This is a genomic window from Burkholderia ubonensis subsp. mesacidophila (assembly GCF_002097715.1).
GTDB classification, from domain to species: Bacteria; Pseudomonadota; Gammaproteobacteria; order Burkholderiales; family Burkholderiaceae; genus Burkholderia; species Burkholderia mesacidophila.
This window is the reverse complement of record NZ_CP020738.1, coordinates 2,770,327-2,792,548: the sequence shown is the minus strand read 5'-3', so window position 1 is coordinate 2,792,548 and position 22,222 is coordinate 2,770,327. Positions and strand designations below refer to the sequence as shown.

The following is a 22,222-nucleotide window of genomic DNA, read 5'->3' as shown; positions in this document are numbered from 1 at the left end:
GCCGTGTCGCCGATTCGACCCCGCCGCCCGAAACCTCGGGCCCGCGCGGGGCGCCCACCTTGCATTCGCCTGACATATACCCCTCTACCCTATATGGGCAATCATTCGGATATATACTCCCCCACCGTATTTGCGAGGATCGCCATGAGTCACACCGTCAGGGAAAAACAGAAGCTGCTGAATCGGGTACGCCGCATCAAGGGGCAGGTCGAGGCCATCGAGCGGGCGCTCGAGGAAGAGCGCGGCTGCAACGATGTCCTGCAGCTCATCACGAGCTGCCGCGGCGCAATGAACGGCCTGCTCGCGGTCGTACTCGAAGATCACATTCGAACCCATCTGGTCGACGCCGACGAACCCGACGCGCATGAGGGCAGCGCCACCGAACAGCTGATCGACGTCGTACATAGCTACTTCAAGTAATCGGACAAGGAAATGAGCGAATTCAGGGATGTCGCCTTCGGCGCGGGACATGACCACATCTTTCTCGGCGCGGCGCACGAGCAGAACGAGCGCAGGACCTGGATGGTCATCGGACTCTGCGCGGCAATGATGGTGGCCGAGATCGTCGGCGGGTCGATTTTCGGCTCGCTGGCGCTGGTGGCGGACGGGCTGCACATGTCGACGCATGCCGGCGCGATGCTGATCGCCGCGCTTGCGTACACCTATGCGCGCAAGCATGCGAGCGATCCGCGGTTCGTGTTCGGCACGGGGAAACTCGGGGACCTGGCGGGTTTCACCAGCGCCATCGTGCTTGCGATGATCGCGCTGCTGATCGGGTATGAAGCAGTCAGCCGCCTTCTGTCACCCGTGCCGATCCATTTCGGCGAAGCGATTCCGATTGCGGTGGTCGGTCTGCTCGTCAACATCGCGAGCGTCTGGCTGTTGAGCGGCGACCACCATGGCCACAGTCATGGTCACAGCCACGGTCATCATCATGGTCATGCTCACGACGACCACGGCCACGAAGAGGAAGCGCAGCGGGTCTTCGATCGGCACGGCGTGTTCCTCGTATCGGTATTCGAGGAGGGGGTCCCGCCTGTATTCCGGATTGGCCCTGCGACAGACGGCACGAAGCTCGGCGACATTGCGACCGCGTCGATCACGACGATCCGTCCGGACGGCAGCCGACAGACATTCGCGATGGAGGACCGCGGCGGCTACCTGGAATCGGCCGAGGACATTCCCGAGCCTCACCAGTTCAAGGCAATCGTTCAATTGAACGACAACACGCACGCATTGGCATTCGAGGAGCACGACCACGAAGCGCATGCGTCCGTGGCGAGGGACCACAACATCCGCTCTACCTATATCCACGTGATCGCGGATGCAGCGGTTTCCGTTCTGACCATCATCGGCTTGCTGCTTGCGCGCGCTTTCGGCTGGATCTGGATGGACCCGCTCGCAGGTATCGTGGGCGCGCTGGTGATCGCGAACTGGTCGTACGGCCTGATGCGCGACACCGGCGGCATTCTGCTCGACATGAATTCGGACCGCCGGTTGGCGGACAACGTGCGCACCGCGATCGAAGGCGGCGGCGACAGCGTCAGCGATCTGCACGTCTGGCGTCTCGGGCCGGGGCACATGAGCGCGGTCGTGTCCGTCGCGACTGACGATGCCACGCGGGATTCACGCTTCTATCACGGCCTGCTCCAGCGCTTCAAGGATCTCTCGCACGTCACCGTCGAGGTCGTGCCGGCCGCGCGGGTTCGCTGAACATGGCAGTCAAGTCGCCCTGCGTCGAGGTTTGCTCGTTCGACGGCAAAACCGGCTATTGCGTGGCCTGCCTTCGTACGCGGGAAGAGGCACGCACGTGGAAGAAGATGACCGACCATCGGCGCCACCAGATCGTGAATGAAGGCGCCAGGCGGCGGACCAAGCTGGTTCGCGAAACGTCCGGTTGAGCGCGCCGCCGCTCCCGCGTGAACGGAAGCGGCCGGCACGCCACGCGCTGCATCGAATGCGTCAGTCGTGCTCCTTCGTGAAATCGGACAGCATGGCGAAGTCCTGATGCAGGCTCGCCATTGCGTCCACGCGGACCTTCGGATCCCGATGCTGCAGGGCCGTCTGGAGATCGCGCCCGGGCCCGAAGGTCAGCGAAGCCGCGGCATTGAGCGCCGAACCGGCCGCGGTGACCACGCCGTCCCGGAGCTCTCCATTCTGAAAATGCTTGATCGCGTCTTTGCCGAACGACAGACTTTCGGTCATGTGCGCGCCGGTGTGCGTCTGCTTGCCTTGTGCGATGCCGTCGAGATTTCCCAGCACGCTGTCGTGCGACTGCTGCGTGATGCCGAGCCGGTTGTTCTGCAGCACCGTGCTGACCCCTTGCACAGCCGCCGAATAGTACGTCGCGCCCTGTTGCTCCGCGTATCTGCCAGCCTCGTTCGTCACGCCCTCGCGGCGGTCGAGCGGCGTCGACTGACCGCCGCGATTCTGCAGCGCGCCCAGCGGCCCGCCGACCGGCGGTCGGGTATGCGGCTGCGTGGTCGGCTGCGACTCACTGCTCGATGAGGAAGTCGTGGAGGACGTGTGCAGCGGCGTGGTGCTGCCGCCGGAGATATTGTTGACTGGCATGGTCGGTACCTTCGATCAGGAGGAGGAAAGTGCGTCGGGCACGGTGGCGCGCGACACAGGGATGATGCGCGTCGCAGCGGGGACGATGGCCGGGTGCGCGAAGCGCTCGGCGCGAACGCGAAATGCCGGACGCGCGCGTCGTTCGCTCATCGCCGCTGCAGCACCGTGCGCATCGCCGTGACGTCGTCGGGCGCGCGCTCGCCCGATGACGCCTGCTCAGCGTACTTCCGGCCTGAATCCGTCGCGCGGGCGCGCGACGTCGTCGCATCGTTCGCGAGACCGATCTCGATGCGCCGCGCGATCAGGCTTTCGATCGCGACGCGCGCCTCGCCGTCGCGCATGCCGAGATCGCGCATCAGGTGGAACGCGTCGACGAGATCGGCGTCGCCGTCGATCGCATCGCGCAGCGCGCGCTTCTTCTGCGACGTCGATGCGTTCTTCGCATGAATGCCCTCGTAGAACGCATGCAGCTTCGTATCGCCTGCGCCGGCGAAGCGATCGATGCTGCGATCGACGATCGTCATCGCATGCTTGGCCGTCAGGTCGGCCATCTCGTTCTTGTTGGTCGTCGATTTCTTCTCGTTGATCCAGCGACCCGGGAAGACCTTGCCGAACCGCTTGCGGTCGGCTTCGATCCGGCCGTTGTCCTTCTGCACCGCGTGGATGCCCTTGATCGCTTCGTCGGGCGTCTCGTCGTCGATGTCGCGCGTATCGAGCGTCATGCGGCTACGCAGCGCGTCGCGGTCGATCTCGCGCGCCTTGTCGTTGCGCATCCGCTGCTTCAGGCCACGCACGCCCTTGCCGATGTCGAGGGCGTTCACCAGCGCGAGCGCGAAGCCCGCCTGCTTAGCTCCGAGGGCGGCCGCGCTCGCCGGCGCGGCCGCGAGCCCGTGCGTGCCGGCGATCAGCGCCGCGCCCGACGCAATGCCGAGCGCGTTGCGTCCGACCTCGTAGGCGGCGCGGCTCATCCGCTTGCCGGCGACTTCGTGGCGGATGTACAGCGTCAGCAGCACGTCCTTCGCATGCGCGCTTTGCGCCGCGAGTAGCGGATCGTCGTTCGACGCGAGCTTCATCACCTTGTCGAGGTCGTAGTCGAGCTTGCCCTTGCGATCGCGCGTGAGCATCAGCCGGTCGAGCCGACGCGCATCGCTGCCGACGGCGGCGCCGCTGAACGCCGCGACGTCGCGATCGCGCATCGCCGTCAACTGCCGGTCGTAGCGCTGGCGCTTGCGCCACGATGCGAACAGCGCATGGCCGTTCATGCCGGCGCCGACCGTCTCGTGCGCGAGGCCGGCCCCGAGCCCGCCGATCGCGAGGCCGGTCGCGACTGCGCCGTGCTGATTGGCGGCGGTGGCGCTGAACAGCGGCGCGAGCGGGCGGATGCCGTTCGTCTCGGCGAGCGTGAAGCCCGGCTTGCTGCGGTCGTAGGCCTGGCCGGGCTGGCGCTCGGGGCGCGGCACGTGGAATGCGTCCGTGGCGGGCGGCGGCGGGGCGGTCTGCCGGGTCGCGGTCGGCGGCGTAGGCGTAGGTGGCGGTGACGGTGGAGGAGGCAGAGGCTCGCCGACGATGCCGCCGAGCGAAAGCGGCTCGCCGAGCGATAGCGGCGGCAACCGCGGCGGTTCGTCGTTGCGGGCTTGATTGGCCGTTTCGCGCGCGCTGCGCAACTGCCCGTGCGAGAACGCGCCGAGCGAGCGCCTCGGCCGCTGGCCCGACCGGCTCGACGATGGGTCCGACGCGCTCCGGTTCGAATCGGCGACGGTGGACGATTGCGTTGACTGCTGAACCGACTTCAACATGACGACGTGCCTCCTGAATGGATCGGTGCCGGAAAAACGACATGAGCAGCGATGCGCGCTTCCCGCTGATTTCCCGCTAATGACCGGCGAGCTGTTTCACCTGCTGCGCGAGCCCCGCCAGCGAAATCTGCCCGCGCATCTCGCTCACGAAACTCCCCGCCAGCACCGCGACGATTAGCACCGCGACCGCGCCCTTGATCGGCTGGCTGACCGACATCAGATCGAGCTTCTGCGCCGATCGCGAGATGAACGCGAGGCCCAGGTCGACGAGCAGCAGCATCGCCATCATCGGCGTCGCGATCCGCGCGACCATGTTCATCAGCATGTCGATCCGCGCCTGCGCGAACATCTCGAGGAGCGGCGCGGGAACCGGATCGAACGACCCGAGCGGCCACCACGCATACGATTCGTACAGCGCGCCGAGCAGGAACGTCATGCCGCCGAGCATCCAGAACGACGCGATCGTCAGTTGCCCGAACAGCGTCGCCATCAGCGACGTCTGCGAGCCGGAGCTCGGATTCTGCATCTGCACGTTGTTGAAGCCGGCGAGGTCGTCGACGTACGTGCCGATCGCCTCGGCGGCCCAGAACACGGTCGACGCCGCGATGCCGAGCACGAGCCCGATCACGGCCTCCTTCGCGCACGCGATCAGGAGGAACGCGCCGTGGAGCTGCGGAATCAGCGCCTGCTGTCCGCACGCGACGAACAGGCACCAGACCGCGGCCGAGCCGCTGCGCAGCGGGCCTTTCAGCAGGTTGTCGGAGGTGGCGGGCAGGATCGTCATGATCACGAGCAGCCGCTCGCTCGACAGCGCGAGCAGCACGATGAAGCCGATCAATTCGTCGCCCAGGTGCTGCAGCGGAAAGATGTCGTAGGTCGTCATGCGGTGGTCTCGTTGGAAGCCCGCGCGGCCGCGAGCCGGCGTGCGAGCACGCCTTCCTCGATTTCCTCGTCCTGCACGTCTTCGGCGGCCGCCTCGGCCGCGCGCGCGAGCCGGCGGATCCGCTCGCGCACGACGTCGATTTGCGCGTCGTTGCGCGCGATCCGGCGCGCGGTCGCGGCGAGCTGGTCGACCTTCGCCTGCAGCGCCGCACGCAGCCGCGCACACTGCGCGCTCGCGAGCGCGTGCTCGTCGAGCAGCGCGTCGCGATAGCGGCGGCACGCCGCGTAATCGCCGATCGCGAACGGCGCGTGGCCGGCCGCCATCGCGTCGACGCGCGCCGCATAGCGGTTCGCCGCGTCGAGCTTCGCGTGCGCGTGCGCTTCGCCCTGCGCGAGCTCGTGCGCGGCCGCGTCGCGTTCGGCGCGCAGTGCGCCTTGCTCCGCGCGCAGCTTCGCGCCGCGCTGCTCGCGCCGCGTGAGCAGCATCTCGAAGGCGCGCTGGGTCCGGCTCTTCATTGCACGAGCGCGTGCAGCGCGGCGAGCGTCGCGTCCGGCGGCGAGTACTCGTCGGTGCGCTGGTTGAGGAACTCGCGAATCCGGTCGATCTTCGCGACCGCTTCGTCGGCCGCCGGGTCGCTGCCCGCCTGGTATTCGCCGAGCTGCAGCAGCGTCTCGATCTCGCGGTGCTTCGCGAGCAGCTGGCGCAGCCGGCCGGCGGCGCCGACGTGCTCGCGCGTCGCGACCTGCGGCATGATCCGCGACAGGCTGCCGAGCACGTCGATCGCCGGATACTGGTTGCGCGCGGCGATTTCGCGCGACAGGATGATGTGGCCGTCGAGAATGCCGCGCACTTCCTCGGCGATCGGGTCGCTGCCGGAATCGTCTTCGGCGAGCACCGTGTAGAGCGCGGTGATCGAGCCTTGCTCGCCCATCCCGGTGCGCTCGAGCAGGCGCGGCAGCTCGGCGAACACGGACGGCGGGAAGCCGCGCCGCGCGGGCGGCTCGCCGGCCGCGAGGCCAATCTCGCGGCCGGCGCGTGCAAAGCGCGTCAGCGAATCCATCATCAGCAGCACGCGCTTGCCCTGGTCGCGGAAATATTCGGCGATCGCGGTGGCCGCGTAAGCGGCCTTCGCGCGCTCGATCGACGAGCGGTCGGACGTCGCGCACACGACGACCGAGCGCGCCATGCCGTCCTCGCCCATGATCAGCTCGACGAACTCGCGCACTTCGCGGCCGCGCTCGCCGATCAGCGCGATCACGTTGATGTCGCACGACGCGCCGCGCGCGAACATCCCGAGCAACGTGCTCTTGCCGACGCCGGCGGGCGCGAAGATCCCCATCCGCTGGCCTTCGCCGAGCGTGATCAGGCCGTCGACGATGCGCACGCCGGTCGCGAGCGACGCGTCGACCATCCGCCGCGACATCGGGTTCGGCGGCGGTGCGAGCACCGGGCGCAGCGCGTCGTAGTCGAGCGGGCCGCGCCCGTCGATCGGCTCGCCGAAGCTGTCGATCACGCGCCCGAGGATGCCGTTGCCGACCTTCACCGACAGCGGCCGCCGCAGGCCGATCACGCGCGTGCTGCGATTGACCTCGCCGAGCGTGCCGAACGGCGACAGCAGCGCGACGTTGCGCGTGAAGCCGACGACTTCCGCATGCTGGATCAGCGCGCCCGACGCGCTGCGCAGCTCGCACAGCTCGCCGAGCGTCGCCTCGAGGCCGACGACGCGCACGAGCGTGCCGATCACTTCGAGCACCTTGCCGGTCATGCCGACGGCGGGCTCGAGCGCGATGCGCGCGGCCATCGCGTCGGCGACGCGGGACAGGTCGGTCAGTGCGTTCATGAGCGGCTCGCGTCGTCGAGCGCGCGGGCGAGCGCCGCGCGGATGGCGTTCAGTTGGGTGTCGAGGCTCGCGTCGACGGTGCCGAAATCGGATTCGCACACGCAGGTGCCGCGCGCGACGCGCGGCTCGACGACGACATCGACGGGCACGTTGCGCCCCTGCCGGCGCCACGCGTCGGCGAGCAGCCCGAACTGCTCGCGCGCGGCGTCGTAGTCGGCGTCGCACACGCGCACCGTCAGGTAGCTCGCGCCCGCGACGACGCGCTCGACCGTCTCCGCCGCGCGCGCGAACAGCCCGCGCGCGTCTTCCGCGCGCACCATCTGCTGGACGGCCGCGGCGACGAGCTCCGCGAGCCGTTCACGCATCCGGTCGCGTACGCGCCGCTCCTGCTCGAACGAATCGGCCGCCTGCGCGTGCCAGTCGGCGATCGCTTGCGCGCGGCCGGCGTCGTAGCCGCGCGCGTATGCGCTGTCGTGCTCGCGCCGCGCGGCGTCGACGAGCGCGTCGGCCTGCGTGCGCGCGTCGGCGGCGATCCGTTCGGCGTCGTCGCGGGCCGCGCGCAGCACGGCGTCACGTTCCGTCGCAAGCGCGTCGAGCGCGGCGTCGAGCGCCTCGACCGTCTCGAACGCGTCGCGGCGCAGCACGCCGTGCGGCGCGTCGATGCAGAGATCGTCGGCGAGCGGAATCTGCCGGTTCTTCAGCCAAAAAGCCATGACCACTCCGGAAACAGCGACGGCAGGCGCGCGAGCAGCGTCGCGCCGTCCGCGTCCGCCGCCGCGCGTTCGATCCATGGCGCGCGCGCGGCGTCGCGCGGCAGCGCGAGGCGCACGATGCGCATCGGCCCCGCCGGCGACCAGGTCCGCTCGCGCTCGAACAGGCACCAGCCTTCCCATGCGAGGTCGTCGCCGGACCGTTGCGCGAGCGGCGCGATCGGCTCGCGGCGATCGAGATCGCGCGCCCGCGACGCGTCGGGCAGCGCGCAGAGCGCGGCGAGCGCGCGGCAGCCGTCGGCGCCGACCCAGCCCGCGAGCCGCTCGCGGCTCGCGCGGTCGATCCAGTGACGCAGCTCGGTGCGCCGGAACAGCAGCGCGCGCACGCGCATGAGCCGCAGCGCGTCGGCGACGGGCAGCGCGGCAAGCCGGTCCGCCGGCGCATCGAAGCCGTCGAGCGACGGCGACGGCACGCCAAGCATGCGCAGCAGCCGCAGCGAGCACGCGGCGCGCAGCGCCGGCGCACGTTCATGCATCGTCGCGACGAGCGGCGCGAGCGCGCCGTGCCAGCTCGCGTGAACCCAGTCGGCCGTGCATCGCGCGTTCGCGTCGTAGCCGGCGAGCCACGCGGCCCGGGTCGGGACGCTGGCGACGCTCGCGACCGGCGCGCCGCCGCTCATCGCGCGCCGGCCTGCTGAGGCGCGGCCGCGGCATTCGCGCCGCCGCCGCCATTGCCGCCGCGCAGCCGTGCGGCGAGGCCGCCCGCACCTGCGCCGCCTTGCTTGCGCGCGCGCCACCACAGCGCGCCGCCCGCGGCCGCGAGCGCGACGCACACGAAGAGGGCGATCAGCACGCCGACGAGCGTCGCGCCGCCGGACTTCTGCGCGCCCGGCTGCGCGGCCGACACGAGATCGACCGGATCGGCGGCGACCGACGTGACGCTCACTTCGTCGTAGGTCAGCCCTTCGACGCTATGGACGACGAGGTTCTTGATCTGCGGCGTGAGCGTCGCAAGGTTCGCGTTCGGCCGGTACTTGATGAACACCGACGCCGACGACGGCTTCGCGACCTGCGCGAGCGGATCGTTGTTCGGCAGCACGATGTGCACGCGAGCGACCACGACGCCGTCGATCTTCGACAGCGTGTCCGACAGCTCCTGCGACACGCCGTAGATGAACCGCACGCGCTCCTCGGTCGGCGTCGACACGAGGCCGTCCTTCTTGAACAGCGCGCCGAGATCGTCGTAGCGCGTCGCGGGCAGCCCGCGCGCGCGCAGCACTTCCATCGCCTTGACGATCTGCTTGTCGTCGACGGCGAGCGTCCACGTCTTGCCGCCGTCGGGCGTCTTCTTCTGCGCGTCGACGCCGTTCTGCAGCAGCGCGGCCATCATCTCGTTGCAGTCGCGCTCGGCGAGGCCGCCGTACAGCTCCTGCTGGCAGCCGGCGACGAGCGCCGCGCACGCGAGCAGCGCGGCGAGCCGGGCCGCGCGGCGGCCGGCGGCGGCGGAGATCGGGAGACGGAGTCGGTTCATGATTATTGGTTCTTCATCAGCGAGCCGATCGCGTCCTTCGTCGACGTGACGACGCCCATCTTCGCCTGCAGGTCGATCTGCATCGCGGTCGCCTCGGTCGACGCCTGCAGCGACGCGGCGAACATCTGGTTCATCGTCAGTTCGTTCGCGTGCAGGTTCAGGTATTCGACGTTGTCGAGCACTTTCTTGAGTTCGGCATCCGAGGTTTCGACGAGCTTCGAAATCGCGCTGGCGTCCTGCGCGTGCGCGACGGGCGGCGTCGGCACCGCGTTCGACATCAGCGCCTGGAAGCGGCCGGCGACTTCCGCCGGCACGTCGGGCAGCGCCGTGGCGGGCGCGTTCGCCGGCGCGGCGGCCGCGTCGGAAAACGCGACGTCGAGCGCGCGGGTCAGCGCGGTCGGGGAGAGCGGGGTGGTCATGCCGGGCTCCTTGTCAGAGACGCAGGTATTGCTGATGCGCGAAGGCGGCCTGCGGATCGAAGCCGCCCGCCGGATTCGCGGGCGAAGCGTTCGCCCCGTCGGCCCCAGCGGCTGCATCGGCCCCATCGGCCGCCTCGCCGCCCGCCGCCGCGACCGACGCCGGCAGCTCCCAGACGCCCGTGCGCTGCGCGTGCTCCTTCGCGAGCAGCACGTCGTGCTGCCGCTCGAGCGCGCGCACGAGCGCGATCGCCTGCGCGGGGCCGCCCGCTGCGAGCACCTCGTCGGCGGCGAGTCGCCATTCGGGATCGCGCTTCACCTGAAGCGCGAGCGCGAGCAGCGCCTTGCCGTAAACCGCGTTCGACGTGCCGTTCGAGATCTCCGCGAACGCGCGCGCCGCATCGTCCCAGTTGCCGAGCGCCATCTGCAGCATGCCGTCGAACATGTCGGCGGCGGGCAGCTGGGGCGCGAGGACGCGCAACGCGTCGACCAGCAGGCCGATGTCGTAGGGATCGGCGGCCGGGCCGTCGAGCGCGCCGCCGAGCCCGAGGTTGGTGGCGTCGATCAGTGCGTTCAGCGCCGCTTGACTGCATCGCAGGTAGGTCGGCCGGGATTCGTCCATGGTGTGCGCTCCGTGTCGCCGCGTCCGCGGCGCATGACGTTGAGGGGAAAGGCGTATGGGCCGCAAGGTAGCAGCGCGGCGTGCGCCGGCGGCCGCCGATGCGAAGCGCGCGCGCCGGATGCGAAGCGCCGCGCGCGCTTCGCGCCGGACGGCGCCGCTTCGGGTCGGCGCGCGCGTGTCGCGCCGCGCGCCGCTAACGTACGCGCCATCTCCGACTCTCGACAGGAACGGCGGCGATGGCCGAAGAGAAAACCGAAGAGCCCACCGATCAGAAGCTTAAGAAGGTCCGCGAGAAGGGCCAGGTCGCGAAGAGCAAGGACATCGCGGACGCGGTGACGCTGTCGGCCGCGATCGGCGTGCTGACGGCGTGCGAATCGATGCTGACGGGCGGCCTGACGCGCGTGATCCGCACCGCGCTCGATTTCGTGCACGGCGAGCGCACGCCGCAGGCGACGCTGTCCGCGCTGCACGACCTCGCGGCGAGCGCCGCGCTGACGATGCTGCCGTTCGTCGCCGCCGCGATCGTCGCGGGCATCGTGTCGCAGGCGCCGCAGGCGGGGTTCCTGATCTCGCTCGAGCCCGTGATGCCGAAGTTCGATGCGATCAATCCGATGGCGGGCATCAAGCGGATCTTTTCGCTGAAGTCGCTGCTCGAGCTCGTGAAGATGATCGTCAAGGCGGTCGTGCTCGGGTGCGTGGTGTGGAAGATGATGACGTCGCTGTTTCCGCTCGTCGTCGCGAGCGTGTACGAGCCGACGCCGCAACTGTCGCGCGTGCTGTGGACCGTGCTGATGAAGCTGTTCAACGTCGTCGCGCTCGTCGTCGCGGTGCTCGCGGCGGCCGACTACAAGATCGCGCGCGTGATGTTCATCCGCGACAACCGGATGACGAAGGAGGAAGTGAAGCGCGAGCACAAGGAGAACGACGGCGATCCGCACACCAAGGGCGAGCGCCGCCGGCTCGCGCACGAGATCGCGACGAGCCCGCCGCCCCGGCAGAAGGTCGGGCAGGCGAACGTGCTCGTCGTCAACCCGACGCACTACGCGGTCGCGATCCGCTACGCGCCCGACGAGCATCCGCTGCCGCGGGTGATCGAGAAAGCCGTCGACGACGGCGCGCTCGCGCTGCGCCGCCACGCGCATGCGCTCGGCGTGCCGATCGTCGGCAACCCGCCCGTCGCGCGCGCGCTGTACCGCATCGAGCGCGACGCGGCGATTCCCGAAGAACTGTTCGAAACGGTGGCCGCGATCCTGCGCTGGGTCGAATCGGTCGGGCTTGCGCGCGCCGATGCCGCCGTCGTTCCCTCCGCGAGGTCGTCATGACGCTGAAAACCCTCAAACTTCCCGCCGGCGGCGAGGTCGGCATCACGGTGCTGATCGTCGCGATCGTGTCGCTGATGATCCTGCCGCTGCCGCCCGAAGTGATCGACGTGCTGCTCGGCATCAACATCGCGATCAGCGTCACGCTGCTGATGGTGACGATGTACGTCGGCAGCATCGTGTCGCTGTCGGTGTTTCCGTCGATCCTGCTGTTCACGACGCTGTACCGGCTGTCGCTGAACATCGCGTCGACGAAGTCGATCCTGCTGCACGCGAACGCGGGCGACATCATCGAAAGCTTCGGCGAGCTCGTCGTCGGCGGCAATCTCGTCGTCGGCCTCGTCGTGTTCCTGATCATCACGATCGTGCAGTTCATCGTGATCGCGAAGGGCTCGGAGCGCGTCGCCGAAGTCGGCGCGCGTTTCACGCTCGACGCGATGCCCGGCAAGCAGATGAGCATCGACGCCGACCTGCGCGCGAACATCCTGACGCCCGACGAGGCGCGCCGCAAGCGCGCGACGCTCGCGAAGGAGAGCCAGCTGCACGGCGGGATGGACGGCGCGATGAAGTTCGTGAAGGGCGACGCGATCGCCGGGCTCATCATCACGCTCGTCAACATCGTCGCGGGCATCGCGATCGGCGTGATGTACCACGGGATGACGGCGGGCGACGCGGCGAACCGCTTCTCGATCCTGTCGGTCGGCGACGCGATGGTGTCGCAGATCCCGTCGCTGCTGATCTCGGTCGCGGCGGGCGTGATGATCACGCGCGTCGCCGACGATCACGACGAAGGCGAAGGCACGTCGCTCGGCGCGGAAATCGCGAAGCAGATGGGCGGCAGCCATCGCGCGCTGTATTTCGCGGCGGTGCTGCTGGTCGGCTTCGCCGCGGTGCCGGGCTTCCCGGCGGCGCTGTTCGTGCTGCTGTCGGCAATGCTCGCGTTCGCCGGCTACCGGCTGCAGAAGGGCGCGCGTCGCACGACCGCGCGCGGCGAGCCGGTGATCGCGCTGCAGCGCGCGGGGGCGAAGAGCAGCACGCCGTCGATCCTGCCGCGCGCGCCGCTGTTCACCTGCGCGATCGGCGTGCGGGTGTCGCCGGATCTCGTCGCGCGGCTCGCGCCCGCCGCGCTCGATCGCGCGTTCGACGAGGAGCGCGCGAAGCTGCAGGAGGAGCAGGGGCTGCCGTTTCCCGGCATCACGCTGTGGACGAGCCCAGCGTTGCCCGAAGCGACGTGCGAGATCCTGATGCGCGACGTGCCGCAGACGCGGCTCGAGCTGCCGGCCGACCAGACGATGCTGCCCGACGCGGCGTCGGACCCGGCGCTCGCCGGCCGCTGCACCAGGCGCGGGCCCGCGGGCGGCCTGGCCGAGAGCTACTGGATCGACGACAAGGCGGTGCCGGCCGGCGCGCGCGCGTGGCGCGCCGAGCAGGTGGTCGCGCACGAGACGATCGCGCTGTTGCGGCGCAACGCGAACCTGTTCCTCGGCATCCAGGAAACCCAATGGATCCTCGACCAGCTCGGCATCGACTATCCGGGGCTCGTCGCCGAGGTGCAGAAGGCGCTGCCGACGCAGCGGATCGCCGACGTGCTGCGCCGCCTGCTCGAGGAGCACATCCCGATCCGCAACGCGCGCGACATCATGGAGAGCCTCGTCGCGTGGGGGCCGAAGGAGAAGGACATGCTGATGCTCGCCGAATACGTGCGCGGCGACCTGTCGCGCTATCTCGCGTATCGCGCGTCGCGCGGCACGCGGCAGCTGCCGGCCGTGCTGCTCGACCTGCCCGTCGAGCAGCACATCCGGCAGTCGATCAAGCAGACGCCCGCCGGCAACTTCCTCGCGCTGCCGCCCGAGCAGGTGCGCTATCTCGTCGACAGCGTCGCGTCGTTCGTCGGCGAGGCGCCGCGCGACGACGTCGCGCTCGTCACGTCGATGGACGTGCGCCGCTACACGCGGCGGATGATCGAGGCGCGGCTCGGCTGGCTGCCCGTCTATTCGTACCAGGAGCTCGGCGACCAGGTCGAATTGCAGCCGGTCGGCCGCGTGACGATGCCGACGGCGGCCCACGCATGAGCGCCGCCGACCTGAGGCCCGTGCGGATCATCGCGGGCGAGCCGGCGGCCGAGCCGGGCGGCGCGTCCGCGACGCGCACGGCCCGGCGCGGCTTCGACTATGCGCAATTGATGCGGCGCTCGCGCGTCGCGCCGGCCGGCGAGCGCGCGGCGGCCGGCGACGAGCGCCGCCGCGACGCGTCGCCGACGTGGCGCGACGGCGCGCTGCCGTCGTTCGAGCGGGAGCCGGACGCACTGCCCGACGCGGTCGGCCGCGCAGCGATGGCGCGCGCGTGCGCGGGCGCCGATGCGTTCGTCAACCAGGTATTCGCGCAGCGCGAGCGGATGGTGCGCGTGGCCGAGACGCTCGCGACCGAAATCGCCGCGCTGTGCGGCGACGACGCGGCGGGCCAGTGGGAGATCAGCCTGCCGCTCGACGCCGCGCTGCTGCCGGACACGGTGCTGCATCTCGTTCTTTCGCGTTTCGACCTGCGGCTTCGGTTCGCGACGCCGGACGCGGCGACGCGGCACGTACTCTGCACGCATGGCGCGACGCTGCACGCGCGACTCGACGCGCTGCTCGCGCATTACGGCACGCCGCGCACGATCGAGATCGACGTCGACTGAGCGCGCGCGCAACCGAACCCGACCCACCGCGACGATGGATACCGAGCCGATCGAACTGGAACCCGACACCGCCGAGCCGCGTGGCATCGACACCGCGCTGCCGCTGCCCGCGTGCAGCGCGTTCGACGCGGCGCTTGCGCGCATCGTCGCCGATGCGCGGCTCGCCGCGTGGCTCGCGCGCTTCCCGATGGTGTCCGACTGGCGCGCGGCGATGCAAGAGCGGCCGCGCTTCGAGCGCCCCGGCGTACTCGACCTGCGATGGAATGGCGCGAGCGCGCGCATCGCGATCGACCTTGCGGCGTTTCCGGCGCTCGACGTCGTCGCCGCACCGGCGCTCGACGCGCGCGGCGACGCGAGCGTGTCGCTGCGCACGGCGCTCGCGTCGACGCTGCTGGCGCCGCTCGTCGCCGCGTTCGCGGCGGCGGGGCTCGACGGCGTGACGATCGGCGGGCTGCGCGCGGCGAACGCGGCGGCGCTCGACGCGACCCGCTGCGTGCTGTCGTTCGCGCTCGACGGCGCGCCGCTGCACTGCGCGCTGCTCGACGCGCAGGCGCCGTGGCTCGACGCGCTCGCGGCCCGGCTGCGCGGCGAGCGGCCGCGCGACGCGGCGGGCCTGCTCGCGCGCGTGCGCCTGCCCGGCCGCGTGCGGCTCGGCTCGCGCCGGCTGCCGCTCGCGGTGCTGCGCAGCCTGCGGCCGGGCGACGTGCTGCTGGACCTGGCGCCGGCCGCGCTCGGCGCCGCGCAGACGGGCCCGCTGCACGCATGGTGGGGCGCGCGTCGCGCGACGCAATGGCATGCAACCGTTCTGATCGAGGGAACCACGATGACGATGACCGAAACACCCGACACCGCCGACGACCTCGACGAGCCGATCGTCGCGGGCGACCTGCCGGCCGAATCACGAGCCGAATCACGAGCCGATTCGCCGGACGACGACGCGCCGGGCGCCGCGCCCGAGCCGGCCGATCTCGGCGACGTCGACCTGCCCGTGCACGTCGAGATCGACACGCTGTCGCTGTCGATCGCCGAGCTGGCCGCGCTGCGGCCGGGCTACGTGCTCGAGCTGCCGCTCGCGGCGCGCGACGTGCCGGTGCGGCTCGTCGCGTACGGCCAGGCGATCGGCGGCGGCAGGCTGGTCGCGGTGGGCGCGCATCTCGGCGTGCGGATCGAACGGATGGCGGGCGACGATGGTTCAGTTTAACGACATCACCGGCCTGCTGATCGCCGTGCTCGTGATGAGCATGGTGCCGTTCATCGCGATGGTGGTCACGTCGTACGCGAAGATCGTCGTCGTGCTCGGCCTGCTGCGCAACGCGCTCGGCGTGCAGCAGGTGCCGCCGAACATGGTGCTCAACGGCATCGCGATCCTCGTGTCGCTGTACATCATGGCGCCGATCGGTTTCGCCGCGCAGCAGCAGCTGCAGGGGCAGGCGCTGTCGCCGCAGCCGACGCAGGCGATGCTGCAGGCGTTCGGCGCCGCGAAGGAGCCGTTCCGCCAGTTCCTCGCCGCGCACTCGCGCGAGCGCGAGAAGCGCTTCTTCCTGCGCTCCGCGTCGGTGGTCTGGCCGAAGGCCGCGGCCGCGCAGCTGCGCGAAGACGACCTGATCGTGCTCGCGCCCGCGTTCACGCTCGCGCAGATGACCGACGCGTTCCGCATCGGCTTCATCCTGTACATCGCGTTCATCATCGTCGATCTCGTGATCGCGAACGTGCTGATGTCGATGGGGATGAACCAGGTGCAGCCGACCAACGTCGCGATCCCGTTCAAGCTGATGCTGTTCGTCGTGATGGACGGCTGGTCGACGCTCGTGCACGGCCTCGTGCTGACCTATTCCTGATTCCCGATTCCCGCTTTCGAGGAGGCTCGCCCGATGGAAATCGACGACCTGATCCGGCTCACGTCGCAAGGCATGATGCTGTGTCTCTACATCTCGCTGCCGGTCGTGCTCGTCGCGGCCGCGTCCGGGCTCGCGATCTCGTTCCTGCAGGCGATCACGTCGCTGCAGGAGCAGAGCATCTCGTACGGCGTGAAGCTCGTCGCGGTGACGGTGACCGTCGCGATCGCCGGGCCGTGGGCGGCCTCGGAGATCCTGCATTTCGCGCAGCAGCTGCTGTCCGCGGCGGTGCCGTCATGAACCGCATCACGCGCGCGATCGCGCAGACCATCCAGGCGGCGAAGCCCGATCCGCGGCGGCGCAGGCCGGTGCGCGCCCGCACCGCGACGACCTACGGCAAGTACGGCACGCGCTTCACGTATTCGAACGGCTATCAGGCGACCGCGGCCGCCGCGCGCAACCAGATGCTCGCGAAGCTGAAGCCGCGGCCGAAGACGGCCGCGGCAGGCTCGCGGCGCCGCCGCCGGGCCGACAGCCAGGCAGACGCGTTCGACGCCGGCGACGAAGCGGCGGTGCCGCACGCGCACGTCGCGCCGCATGACGAGCACGACCGGCATTCGGGCGGGCAGGGCGGCGGCAGGCAGCAGCGCGATCAGGACGAGCGCGACGGCGAGCCGGCGAACGTCGCCGCGCTGCCGCGCGTGCGCGCCGCGCGGTCACGGCCGGGCACCGCGCCCGCGCAGCGCGCGCTGAGCGACATCGCGCGCACGCTCGCGGACGCGACGCAGCGCGAGCATGCGCTGCGGCATCTGTGGGCCGACACGCTGCTCCAGCTCGGCCGGCGCGTCGATGCGCAGCCCGACGCGCGCATCACGGCCGCGCTGCTGAATCACCAGGCGGACTTGCTCGCCGCCCGCTTGCGCGGCGGCCCGTGGACGCCGATCGGCTGGAGCGGCGTCAAGCAGGTGCTGCTCGACGCGCTGCACGGCGCGGGCGGCGCGCCGCGCGACGCGTCGGCCGCGCGCAGCGAGCGCGCAAGCACGCACTATCTGTTGCTGCCGCTCCTCGTGTTCAACGCGGAGCGTCCGTCGACGAACGTGCAGCTCGCACGCGCGTTCGCGAGCGTCGAGACGCTGCGCGGCGGCGTGTCGGTCGCGCCGCGGCCGCGTTCGTGAGCGTCGCGGCACCGGCGATGCTTCGCGAATGCGGCGAAGAATTCGCATGACGAACGAACGACGCGGCCGCACCGGACTATTCTGGCTGCATGGACGAACGATGCGGCGCGATCGAAGCAGTGCACGAAGCGCGATCGAGTCGACCGAGGCAAGTGACACGCACGACGCAACGTAAAGGAGCAACCGATGAAGCTGCTGCGAATCCTGACCGGCCTGCACGCCGGCGCGGAAATCGCGCTCGGCGCGGGCGAGCACCGGATCGGCGCGGGCGAGGACGCGGAGATTCGCATCACCGACTGGCGCGACGGCGATCTGCAGCTGTCGATCGATGCGCAGGGCGTGACGAGCGCGCGCCGCGTGGCGCCGGTGCCGCCGGAGACGGCGGCCGATCCGTTCGACGCGGACGGCTCTGCGCTCCTGATGCTCGACTTCGTGCCGGTGCCGTTCGGCGAGACCGCGCTTTGCGTCGGGCCGGCGGACGGCGCATGGCCGAGCGATCTCGAGCTGCTCGCGACGCTGTGGGCGCCGCCGCCTGGCGCCGATGCGGCACGGCGCGGCGCGCAGCGCAAGCTGGCGGCCTGCGCGGCGGCGGGCGGCGCGCTTGTCGCCGGGCTGCTCGCGATGGGCGCGATGCTGGCGAGCGCGCATCCGAGCGCGCCGCCCGCGATCGAACCCGCCGACGCGCTCGCGAATCGCGTGGGCGCGGAGCTGAAGCGCGCGGGCTACGCGGAGCTGCATGCCGCGCCGCGCGGCGCGATGGTCGCCGTCACCGGGATGGTTGCGACGCCCGCCGACGATCTCGCCGCGCGCAAGCTGCTCGACCGGCTCGCCGCGCACCGCGTCGAACGGCAGTACGACGTTGCGCAGGACGACGCGCAGAGCATCGGCGAATCGCTCGGCGTGTCGGGCGCGACGGTCGCCTATGCGGGGCAGGGGCGCTTTCGGGTGTCGGGCGTCGTGCCGGACGTGGCGCAGCTGCGTGCGTCGGTCGAGCGTGTGCGCGCGGATGTCGGGCCGAACGTGCGGGCGATCGACGTCGATGCGCGCCAGTCCGGCGACGCGCCCGTGCCGGTCGCGTACTCGGGGATGCTCGAGATCGGCGACGTGCGCTACATCGAGACCCCGGATGGCGTGAAGCATGTGTTTGCGGGCGCGTCGGCGGACGGCGCACCGAACCTCAACTGAACGGAGAAACGGCATGTACGAAGCACTGGAACGAGCCGCGGACGCGCACGGTCCGCTCGAGCAGGCGCTCGGGGCGCCCGACGCGGCGATGCGGATCGGCGCGATCCGCCAGGCGCTCGGCGAGGCGGCCGAACGCGTGAGCGCGGCCACCGCGCAGGCGGCGAGCGACTACGACCGCGACGCGATGCAGAAGATCTATCGCGGCTTGCTGGCGGCGCAGCGGATCGTGGCGACGCTGCACGAGGCGAACGCGGCCGCATAGCGGCCAAGGTTTCGCCGCGCGGCGTGCGGCGGTGGACGGAGCGGCGCGAACCGTTCCCGACAATGCCGCACGCCGCGCGGCAAAAAAGCGGCGCGTCGCGATACGACGCGGCGGCGCCGAATGTTTGTCAATGCGTGCGTCGAAGCACGCACTTTTCTGGAGAGTGATCATGGCAGCATTGGCTGGAGCAGGTGAAGCGATCGCGAGCATGACCGCATCGATGAACGCGGGCATCGCGATGTCGAACGCGGCAACCGAGATGCAAATGAAGATGTCGGAGACGAACACGAAGAACGACCTGAAGAAGCAGGCCGTCAAGATGCTGGCCGACGCAGCGAAACCGCCGCAATAAGGCGGGCTGCTGCTCGGCATCGTGTTGGGCAGCCGGCGCGCGAGCGCCGGCTGGTTTTTTTGGGGGACGCCGAATACCGGGGTGGAGCGCTCATGAGTTGGGAACGTTATGCACAGGTCGTCGCGGAGGTCTGCGCGGTCGTCGATTTGCCGGACGTCGATTACGTGCTCGAGACGCGCACGATCGACGTCGAGGGCTTCGACGTGCGCATCGAGTACTTCGACGAGGATCCGGAGTCGATGTACGTGAACTTCCATTACGGGATCGTCAGCGCGGGCCGCACGCTCGCCGTGTATCGGCTGCTGCTCGAGGCGAACCTGCTGATCTACGCGCAGGACCAGGCGCAGCTCGGGATCGACGCGGACACGGGCAGCATCGTGCTGCTGATGCGCTTGCCGCTCACGCCGGACGTGACGGGCGAGACGGTCGCCGACCTGTTCGCGCACTACGCGGAGCATGGCCGCTACTGGCGGCAGAACATCATCGAATCGGGCGACGAGATGTTCAGCGGGATCGCGTCCGGCGAATATTTCTGGCTGCGGGTGTAGCGACGGGTGACCCCGACGGGTATCCCAATCGTAACGGAACGTCACAAACTGCTGCGCGGACCCGGCGCGAACGAGACGATAGCGGCACGCATCCACGCGCTGCGCCCCGCGACGAGCGGCGGCACGGCGCACGGATCGAGCCCTTCGTATTCGAACCCGCTTGCCGAGAGGATCCGCCATGTTTTCGACACTTTATTTCGCCGCCGCCGCCGCGCTCGCCAATCCGTCGTCGAACGACACCTACGCCGCGCGCGTGTTCGACGGCCGCTTCGCCGACGCCGCAGCGCTCGTCGCCGCGCGCTGCGACGCCGAGCCGGGCGACCCGGCCGCCGACGAGCGCGACGTGCACGCGTATGCCGACATCCAGCTCGTGCTCGGCCGCTTCGAGGAAGCCGAGGACACTTTCCGCCGCGCGCAGAAGCTGCTGCGCGAGTCGCGCGACCAGACGCGCGTGATGACCTGCCGCAACGCGAGCTGGCAGGCGTTCTTCCAGAACCGCTTCGGCGTCGCGCAGACGGGCTTCCGGCGGATCGCCGACGATCGCGCGGCGAGCGCCGGGCAGAAGCTCGAGAGTCTCGTCGGCGCGTGCGTCGTCATGCATCATCTCGGCCGCGCCGAGGACGCGATGGCGGCGCTCGACGCGCTCGACGCGGCCGCCCGCGACGCCGATCGGCGCTGGCAGCAGCTGGCGGGCGCGCTGCGCGCGGACCTGCTGCTGCAATACCGGATCGGCCGCGCCGACGCGCTCGGCGACCACGTGTACTGGCGCTCCACGCTGGCCGATCTGCCGCTGTCGGCGTTCGCGGAAACGAGCGTGCCGGCGGTTGACGCCGACGCGCTGCCGCTGCTGCGGATGCGCGTCGACTACCTGCGGCAGGCGTGCGCGCTCGCGGCCGGCGACCACGCGGCGCTCGCGCGGATCGATGCGCACGTGAGCTGGTGCGCGAAGACGGGCCTCGCCGACTACCAGCGCAGCGTGCGCCTCGAGGTCGCGCTCGCGGCGCTGGCCGGCCAGGCGCCGAATGTCGCCGACACGATGATCGCGCCGTATCGCGACGCGGCCGGGCGCTGCGGCTCGCACGTGCGCTGGACGCTCGACTATCTGTATTGCGCGGCGAAGGTGCGCGAGCTGCAGGGGCGGATTCGCGAATCGTCGTCGCTGTATGCGCGCTATGCGCTCGCGTCGGTGCGGCACGTGCGCTCGGACGGCGCGGCGCTCGCGCCCGCGCTGGCGATCGCGCGCTGCGGCACGCAGGCGGCCGCGCCGAGCGACGACGTCAGCGCGCGTCTGCCGGGCAAGTACCGGCGCGCGTATCGCTACCTGATGGAACGGCTCGACCAGCGGGACCTGTCGGTGCGGGAGATCGCCGCGCACATCGACGTGACCGAGCGCGCATTGCAGGCGGCGTTCAAGACCTATCTCGGGCTGTCGCCGAGCGAGCTGATCCGCCGTCAGCGGATGGAGCGGATTCGCGGCGAGCTGCTGTCCGACGCGCCGCGCGCGGCGAGCGTGCTGGAGATCGCGAGCCGCTGGGGCATCCAGCATCGGTCGACGCTCGTGAACGGCTATCGGCGGATGTACGACGAGGCGCCTTCGCAGACGTTCGATCGGTGACGCCGCGCGGCGACGCATCGTCTCGCCGTGACGCCGAACACGCCCAAGGCCCGACGCCGCTGCGCGGCGTCGGGCCGTTTCCGCGAGATTCCGGTTACGCGGGAAGGGGGGGGCGCCCCGGCACGACGACCGGGCCGGCCGCGGCAGCGTTGCATCAAGGCGGCGACGCCGCCTTCTTGATCATCTCGATCACCTTCTGCATGAAACTGTTGAGCATCTCCGCGATCGCCAGCCGCTGGTTCGCCTGGCCGAGCGCGTGCTGCATCGCGATCGTCTGGTCGGTCGTGTGGTGAATGTCCTGGAGGCTCGGCATGCCGGCCGCCGCGAGCGTATGGGCGGGCGGTTGCGCACCTTGAGGCGCCGGCGGGGCCGCCGAATGAAGCACGGTCGGTTGAAGGACGGGCGTATGCACCGCATGCAATTCGGCCGGCGTCGCTTCGAGCAGCGACGGTTGCGCGGCGGCGGGCTTCGTCGTCGGCGGCGGATCGCTCAGGTCGATGAGATCGGCTTCGTGCGCATTCGCCTGCACTTGCGCGTGAGGCTGCGATGCATCGGTCTTCGGCGCTTCCGGCCTGGATGTCGTTGCGCCCGACTGCGCGATGCCGTTCTTGCGCGCCATGCGCGCCGCCTGCATCGGCTTGCCCGAGGACTTCAATCCCGGCAGCTTGACGTGGATGGCGGGCCGCCGCTTGAGCGCGCCGGCGCCGGTACCGCCCGACGGCTGAGCGTGGTCGGTCTGACCGATGCGCGTGGTGTTCGTCGATGGCGACGATAGGATTCGGGGCACGATACGGCTCCTGGAGGAAGGCCAGCCTTTGGGGGCCGCCCGCCGCGCCGTACGCGCGCCGGGCGATGTGACGGCACTGTACGTGGGCGGGTGCGATC

The 22,222-nt window shown here is 70.4% G+C and carries 25 protein-coding genes and 1 pseudogene; 15 read left to right on the top strand and 11 right to left on the bottom strand.

Going from position 1 to position 22,222, the window contains the following annotated elements:
• Positions 1–144 precede the first annotated feature (144 nt).
• From B7P44_RS30090 to B7P44_RS30080, 3 genes are read left to right on the top strand one after another with little or no spacing between them, the layout of a single operon-like run.
• The gene (locus B7P44_RS30090) at positions 145–420 is read left to right on the top strand and encodes a metal/formaldehyde-sensitive transcriptional repressor (protein ID WP_084909495.1); all 276 of its coding nucleotides are present in this window, start codon (positions 145–147) and stop codon (positions 418–420) included.
• Between the two features lie 12 nt (positions 421–432).
• Positions 433–1,713 carry a CDF family Co(II)/Ni(II) efflux transporter DmeF gene (gene dmeF / locus B7P44_RS30085; protein ID WP_084909494.1) on the top strand — a complete coding sequence of 427 codons (1,281 nt, stop codon included), beginning with the start codon at positions 433–435 and terminating at the stop codon, positions 1,711–1,713.
• 2 nt (positions 1,714–1,715) lie between these two features.
• Positions 1,716–1,901, top strand: coding sequence for a DUF1289 domain-containing protein (locus B7P44_RS30080; RefSeq protein ID WP_193834323.1), 186 nt, complete (start codon positions 1,716–1,718; stop codon positions 1,899–1,901).
• Between the two features lie 61 nt (positions 1,902–1,962).
• On the opposite strand, the gene B7P44_RS30075 is transcribed toward B7P44_RS30080, so the two are convergent.
• The 10 genes and pseudogenes from B7P44_RS30075 to B7P44_RS30030 all read right to left on the bottom strand — a co-directional run bounded on the left by B7P44_RS30075 (position 1,963) and on the right by B7P44_RS30030 (position 10,369).
• Positions 1,963–2,571, bottom strand: a complete 609-nt coding sequence (locus tag B7P44_RS30075) for a hypothetical protein (RefSeq protein WP_193834322.1) — start codon at positions 2,569–2,571, stop codon at positions 1,963–1,965.
• A 146-nt stretch (positions 2,572–2,717) separates the two neighbouring features.
• Positions 2,718–4,367 carry a hypothetical protein gene (locus B7P44_RS30070; protein ID WP_084909492.1) on the bottom strand — a complete coding sequence of 550 codons (1,650 nt, stop codon included), beginning with the start codon at positions 4,365–4,367 and terminating at the stop codon, positions 2,718–2,720.
• Between the two features lie 85 nt (positions 4,368–4,452).
• Positions 4,453–5,250, bottom strand: a pseudogene (sctT, locus tag B7P44_RS30065) (type III secretion system export apparatus subunit SctT); the annotation flags it as partial.
• Positions 5,247–5,765 carry a type III secretion protein HrpB7 gene (locus tag B7P44_RS30060; RefSeq protein WP_084909490.1) on the bottom strand — a complete coding sequence of 173 codons (519 nt, stop codon included), beginning with the start codon at positions 5,763–5,765 and terminating at the stop codon, positions 5,247–5,249. The pseudogene sctT and the gene B7P44_RS30060, both read right to left, overlap by 4 nt.
• A complete protein-coding gene (sctN, locus tag B7P44_RS30055) occupies positions 5,762–7,090 on the bottom strand; it encodes a type III secretion system ATPase SctN (protein ID WP_084909489.1) in 1,329 nt (442 codons plus the stop codon). The genes B7P44_RS30060 and sctN overlap by 4 nt, the downstream gene beginning before the upstream one ends.
• Positions 7,087–7,803 carry a type III secretion system stator protein SctL gene (sctL, locus tag B7P44_RS30050; protein WP_084909488.1) on the bottom strand — a complete coding sequence of 239 codons (717 nt, stop codon included), beginning with the start codon at positions 7,801–7,803 and terminating at the stop codon, positions 7,087–7,089. Before sctL ends, sctN begins: the two co-directional genes overlap by 4 nt.
• A complete protein-coding gene (locus B7P44_RS30045) occupies positions 7,788–8,480 on the bottom strand; it encodes a type III secretion protein HrpB4 (protein WP_084909487.1) in 693 nt (230 codons plus the stop codon). The genes sctL and B7P44_RS30045 overlap by 16 nt, the downstream gene beginning before the upstream one ends.
• The gene (gene sctJ, locus B7P44_RS30040) at positions 8,477–9,331 is read right to left on the bottom strand and encodes a type III secretion system inner membrane ring lipoprotein SctJ (protein ID WP_084909486.1); all 855 of its coding nucleotides are present in this window, start codon (positions 9,329–9,331) and stop codon (positions 8,477–8,479) included. The genes B7P44_RS30045 and sctJ overlap by 4 nt, the downstream gene beginning before the upstream one ends.
• Positions 9,332–9,333: 2 nt before the next feature.
• Positions 9,334–9,750, bottom strand: a complete 417-nt coding sequence (locus B7P44_RS30035) for a type III secretion protein HrpB2 (RefSeq protein ID WP_084909485.1) — start codon at positions 9,748–9,750, stop codon at positions 9,334–9,336.
• Between the two features lie 13 nt (positions 9,751–9,763).
• Positions 9,764–10,369 carry an HrpB1 family type III secretion system apparatus protein gene (locus B7P44_RS30030; protein ID WP_084909484.1) on the bottom strand — a complete coding sequence of 202 codons (606 nt, stop codon included), beginning with the start codon at positions 10,367–10,369 and terminating at the stop codon, positions 9,764–9,766.
• Between the two features lie 236 nt (positions 10,370–10,605).
• On the opposite strand from B7P44_RS30030, the gene sctU reads away from it, so the two are divergent.
• The 12 genes from sctU to B7P44_RS29960 all read left to right on the top strand — a co-directional run bounded on the left by sctU (position 10,606) and on the right by B7P44_RS29960 (position 21,337).
• Positions 10,606–11,691, top strand: a complete 1,086-nt coding sequence (sctU, locus tag B7P44_RS30020) for a type III secretion system export apparatus subunit SctU (protein ID WP_084909482.1) — start codon at positions 10,606–10,608, stop codon at positions 11,689–11,691.
• The gene (sctV, locus tag B7P44_RS30015) at positions 11,688–13,760 is read left to right on the top strand and encodes a type III secretion system export apparatus subunit SctV (RefSeq protein WP_084909481.1); all 2,073 of its coding nucleotides are present in this window, start codon (positions 11,688–11,690) and stop codon (positions 13,758–13,760) included. Before sctU ends, sctV begins: the two co-directional genes overlap by 4 nt.
• Positions 13,757–14,365, top strand: a complete 609-nt coding sequence (gene sctP / locus B7P44_RS30010) for a type III secretion system protein SctP (protein ID WP_084909480.1) — start codon at positions 13,757–13,759, stop codon at positions 14,363–14,365. Before sctV ends, sctP begins: the two co-directional genes overlap by 4 nt.
• A 34-nt stretch (positions 14,366–14,399) precedes the next feature.
• Complete coding sequence (sctQ, locus tag B7P44_RS30005; protein WP_084909479.1) at positions 14,400–15,566, top strand: type III secretion system cytoplasmic ring protein SctQ; 1,167 nt, start codon at positions 14,400–14,402, stop codon at positions 15,564–15,566.
• Positions 15,553–16,203, top strand: coding sequence for a type III secretion system export apparatus subunit SctR (gene sctR, locus B7P44_RS30000; protein ID WP_084909478.1), 651 nt, complete (start codon positions 15,553–15,555; stop codon positions 16,201–16,203). The genes sctQ and sctR overlap by 14 nt, the downstream gene beginning before the upstream one ends.
• Before the next feature lie 33 nt (positions 16,204–16,236).
• Positions 16,237–16,500, top strand: a complete 264-nt coding sequence (gene sctS / locus B7P44_RS29995; protein WP_084909477.1) for a type III secretion system export apparatus subunit SctS — start codon at positions 16,237–16,239, stop codon at positions 16,498–16,500.
• The gene (locus tag B7P44_RS29990; protein ID WP_084909476.1) at positions 16,497–17,375 is read left to right on the top strand and encodes a type III secretion system protein; all 879 of its coding nucleotides are present in this window, start codon (positions 16,497–16,499) and stop codon (positions 17,373–17,375) included. Before sctS ends, B7P44_RS29990 begins: the two co-directional genes overlap by 4 nt.
• A gap of 186 nt (positions 17,376–17,561) precedes the next feature.
• Positions 17,562–18,560 (top strand): HrpD5 family protein, encoded by a 999-nt coding sequence (gene hrpD5, locus B7P44_RS29980; RefSeq protein ID WP_084909475.1) that lies wholly within the window; start codon positions 17,562–17,564, stop codon positions 18,558–18,560.
• Between the two features lie 13 nt (positions 18,561–18,573).
• Positions 18,574–18,822 carry a type III secretion protein gene (locus B7P44_RS29975; protein WP_084909474.1) on the top strand — a complete coding sequence of 83 codons (249 nt, stop codon included), beginning with the start codon at positions 18,574–18,576 and terminating at the stop codon, positions 18,820–18,822.
• A gap of 169 nt (positions 18,823–18,991) precedes the next feature.
• Complete coding sequence (locus tag B7P44_RS29970) at positions 18,992–19,174, top strand: hypothetical protein (RefSeq protein ID WP_084909473.1); 183 nt, start codon at positions 18,992–18,994, stop codon at positions 19,172–19,174.
• Positions 19,175–19,266: 92 nt separating this feature from the next.
• Positions 19,267–19,722 carry a CesT family type III secretion system chaperone gene (locus B7P44_RS29965; RefSeq protein ID WP_084909472.1) on the top strand — a complete coding sequence of 152 codons (456 nt, stop codon included), beginning with the start codon at positions 19,267–19,269 and terminating at the stop codon, positions 19,720–19,722.
• A gap of 178 nt (positions 19,723–19,900) precedes the next feature.
• Entirely contained in the window at positions 19,901–21,337 is a 1,437-nt protein-coding gene (locus tag B7P44_RS29960) for a helix-turn-helix transcriptional regulator (RefSeq protein WP_084909471.1), read from the top strand.
• A 154-nt stretch (positions 21,338–21,491) separates the two neighbouring features.
• On the opposite strand, the gene B7P44_RS29955 is transcribed toward B7P44_RS29960, so the two are convergent.
• On the bottom strand, positions 21,492–22,082 hold the full coding sequence (locus B7P44_RS29955; RefSeq protein ID WP_321970416.1) for a hypothetical protein: 591 nt from the start codon (positions 22,080–22,082) through the stop codon (positions 21,492–21,494).
• Between the last annotated feature and the right edge of the window lie 140 nt (positions 22,083–22,222).

What these genes read in the sequence shown, in the direction of transcription:
- B7P44_RS30070 (WP_084909492.1), bottom strand. Translation starts at nt 4,367, where the DNA reads ATGTTGAAGTCGGTTCAGCAGTCAACGCAATCGTCCACCGTCGCCGAT.
- sctS (WP_084909477.1), top strand. Translation starts at nt 16,237, where the DNA reads ATGGAAATCGACGACCTGATCCGGCTCACGTCGCAAGGCATGATGCTG.
- B7P44_RS29970 (WP_084909473.1), top strand. Translation starts at nt 18,992, where the DNA reads ATGGCAGCATTGGCTGGAGCAGGTGAAGCGATCGCGAGCATGACCGCA.
- sctL (WP_084909488.1), bottom strand. Translation starts at nt 7,803, where the DNA reads ATGGCTTTTTGGCTGAAGAACCGGCAGATTCCGCTCGCCGACGATCTC.
- B7P44_RS30030 (WP_084909484.1), bottom strand. Translation starts at nt 10,369, where the DNA reads ATGGACGAATCCCGGCCGACCTACCTGCGATGCAGTCAAGCGGCGCTG.
- B7P44_RS30090 (WP_084909495.1), top strand. Translation starts at nt 145, where the DNA reads ATGAGTCACACCGTCAGGGAAAAACAGAAGCTGCTGAATCGGGTACGC.
- sctJ (WP_084909486.1), bottom strand. Translation starts at nt 9,331, where the DNA reads ATGAACCGACTCCGTCTCCCGATCTCCGCCGCCGCCGGCCGCCGCGCG.
- B7P44_RS30045 (WP_084909487.1), bottom strand. Translation starts at nt 8,480, where the DNA reads ATGAGCGGCGGCGCGCCGGTCGCGAGCGTCGCCAGCGTCCCGACCCGG.
- sctR (WP_084909478.1), top strand. Translation starts at nt 15,553, where the DNA reads ATGGTTCAGTTTAACGACATCACCGGCCTGCTGATCGCCGTGCTCGTG.
- hrpD5 (WP_084909475.1), top strand. Translation starts at nt 17,562, where the DNA reads ATGAAGCTGCTGCGAATCCTGACCGGCCTGCACGCCGGCGCGGAAATC.
- B7P44_RS30060 (WP_084909490.1), bottom strand. Translation starts at nt 5,765, where the DNA reads ATGAAGAGCCGGACCCAGCGCGCCTTCGAGATGCTGCTCACGCGGCGC.
- B7P44_RS29960 (WP_084909471.1), top strand. Translation starts at nt 19,901, where the DNA reads ATGTTTTCGACACTTTATTTCGCCGCCGCCGCCGCGCTCGCCAATCCG.
- B7P44_RS29990 (WP_084909476.1), top strand. Translation starts at nt 16,497, where the DNA reads ATGAACCGCATCACGCGCGCGATCGCGCAGACCATCCAGGCGGCGAAG.
- B7P44_RS29975 (WP_084909474.1), top strand. Translation starts at nt 18,574, where the DNA reads ATGTACGAAGCACTGGAACGAGCCGCGGACGCGCACGGTCCGCTCGAG.
- sctP (WP_084909480.1), top strand. Translation starts at nt 13,757, where the DNA reads ATGAGCGCCGCCGACCTGAGGCCCGTGCGGATCATCGCGGGCGAGCCG.
- sctU (WP_084909482.1), top strand. Translation starts at nt 10,606, where the DNA reads ATGGCCGAAGAGAAAACCGAAGAGCCCACCGATCAGAAGCTTAAGAAG.
- sctV (WP_084909481.1), top strand. Translation starts at nt 11,688, where the DNA reads ATGACGCTGAAAACCCTCAAACTTCCCGCCGGCGGCGAGGTCGGCATC.
- sctN (WP_084909489.1), bottom strand. Translation starts at nt 7,090, where the DNA reads ATGAACGCACTGACCGACCTGTCCCGCGTCGCCGACGCGATGGCCGCG.
- B7P44_RS30035 (WP_084909485.1), bottom strand. Translation starts at nt 9,750, where the DNA reads ATGACCACCCCGCTCTCCCCGACCGCGCTGACCCGCGCGCTCGACGTC.
- B7P44_RS30075 (WP_193834322.1), bottom strand. Translation starts at nt 2,571, where the DNA reads ATGCCAGTCAACAATATCTCCGGCGGCAGCACCACGCCGCTGCACACG.
- sctQ (WP_084909479.1), top strand. Translation starts at nt 14,400, where the DNA reads ATGGATACCGAGCCGATCGAACTGGAACCCGACACCGCCGAGCCGCGT.
- B7P44_RS29965 (WP_084909472.1), top strand. Translation starts at nt 19,267, where the DNA reads ATGAGTTGGGAACGTTATGCACAGGTCGTCGCGGAGGTCTGCGCGGTC.
- B7P44_RS30080 (WP_193834323.1), top strand. Translation starts at nt 1,716, where the DNA reads ATGGCAGTCAAGTCGCCCTGCGTCGAGGTTTGCTCGTTCGACGGCAAA.
- dmeF (WP_084909494.1), top strand. Translation starts at nt 433, where the DNA reads ATGAGCGAATTCAGGGATGTCGCCTTCGGCGCGGGACATGACCACATC.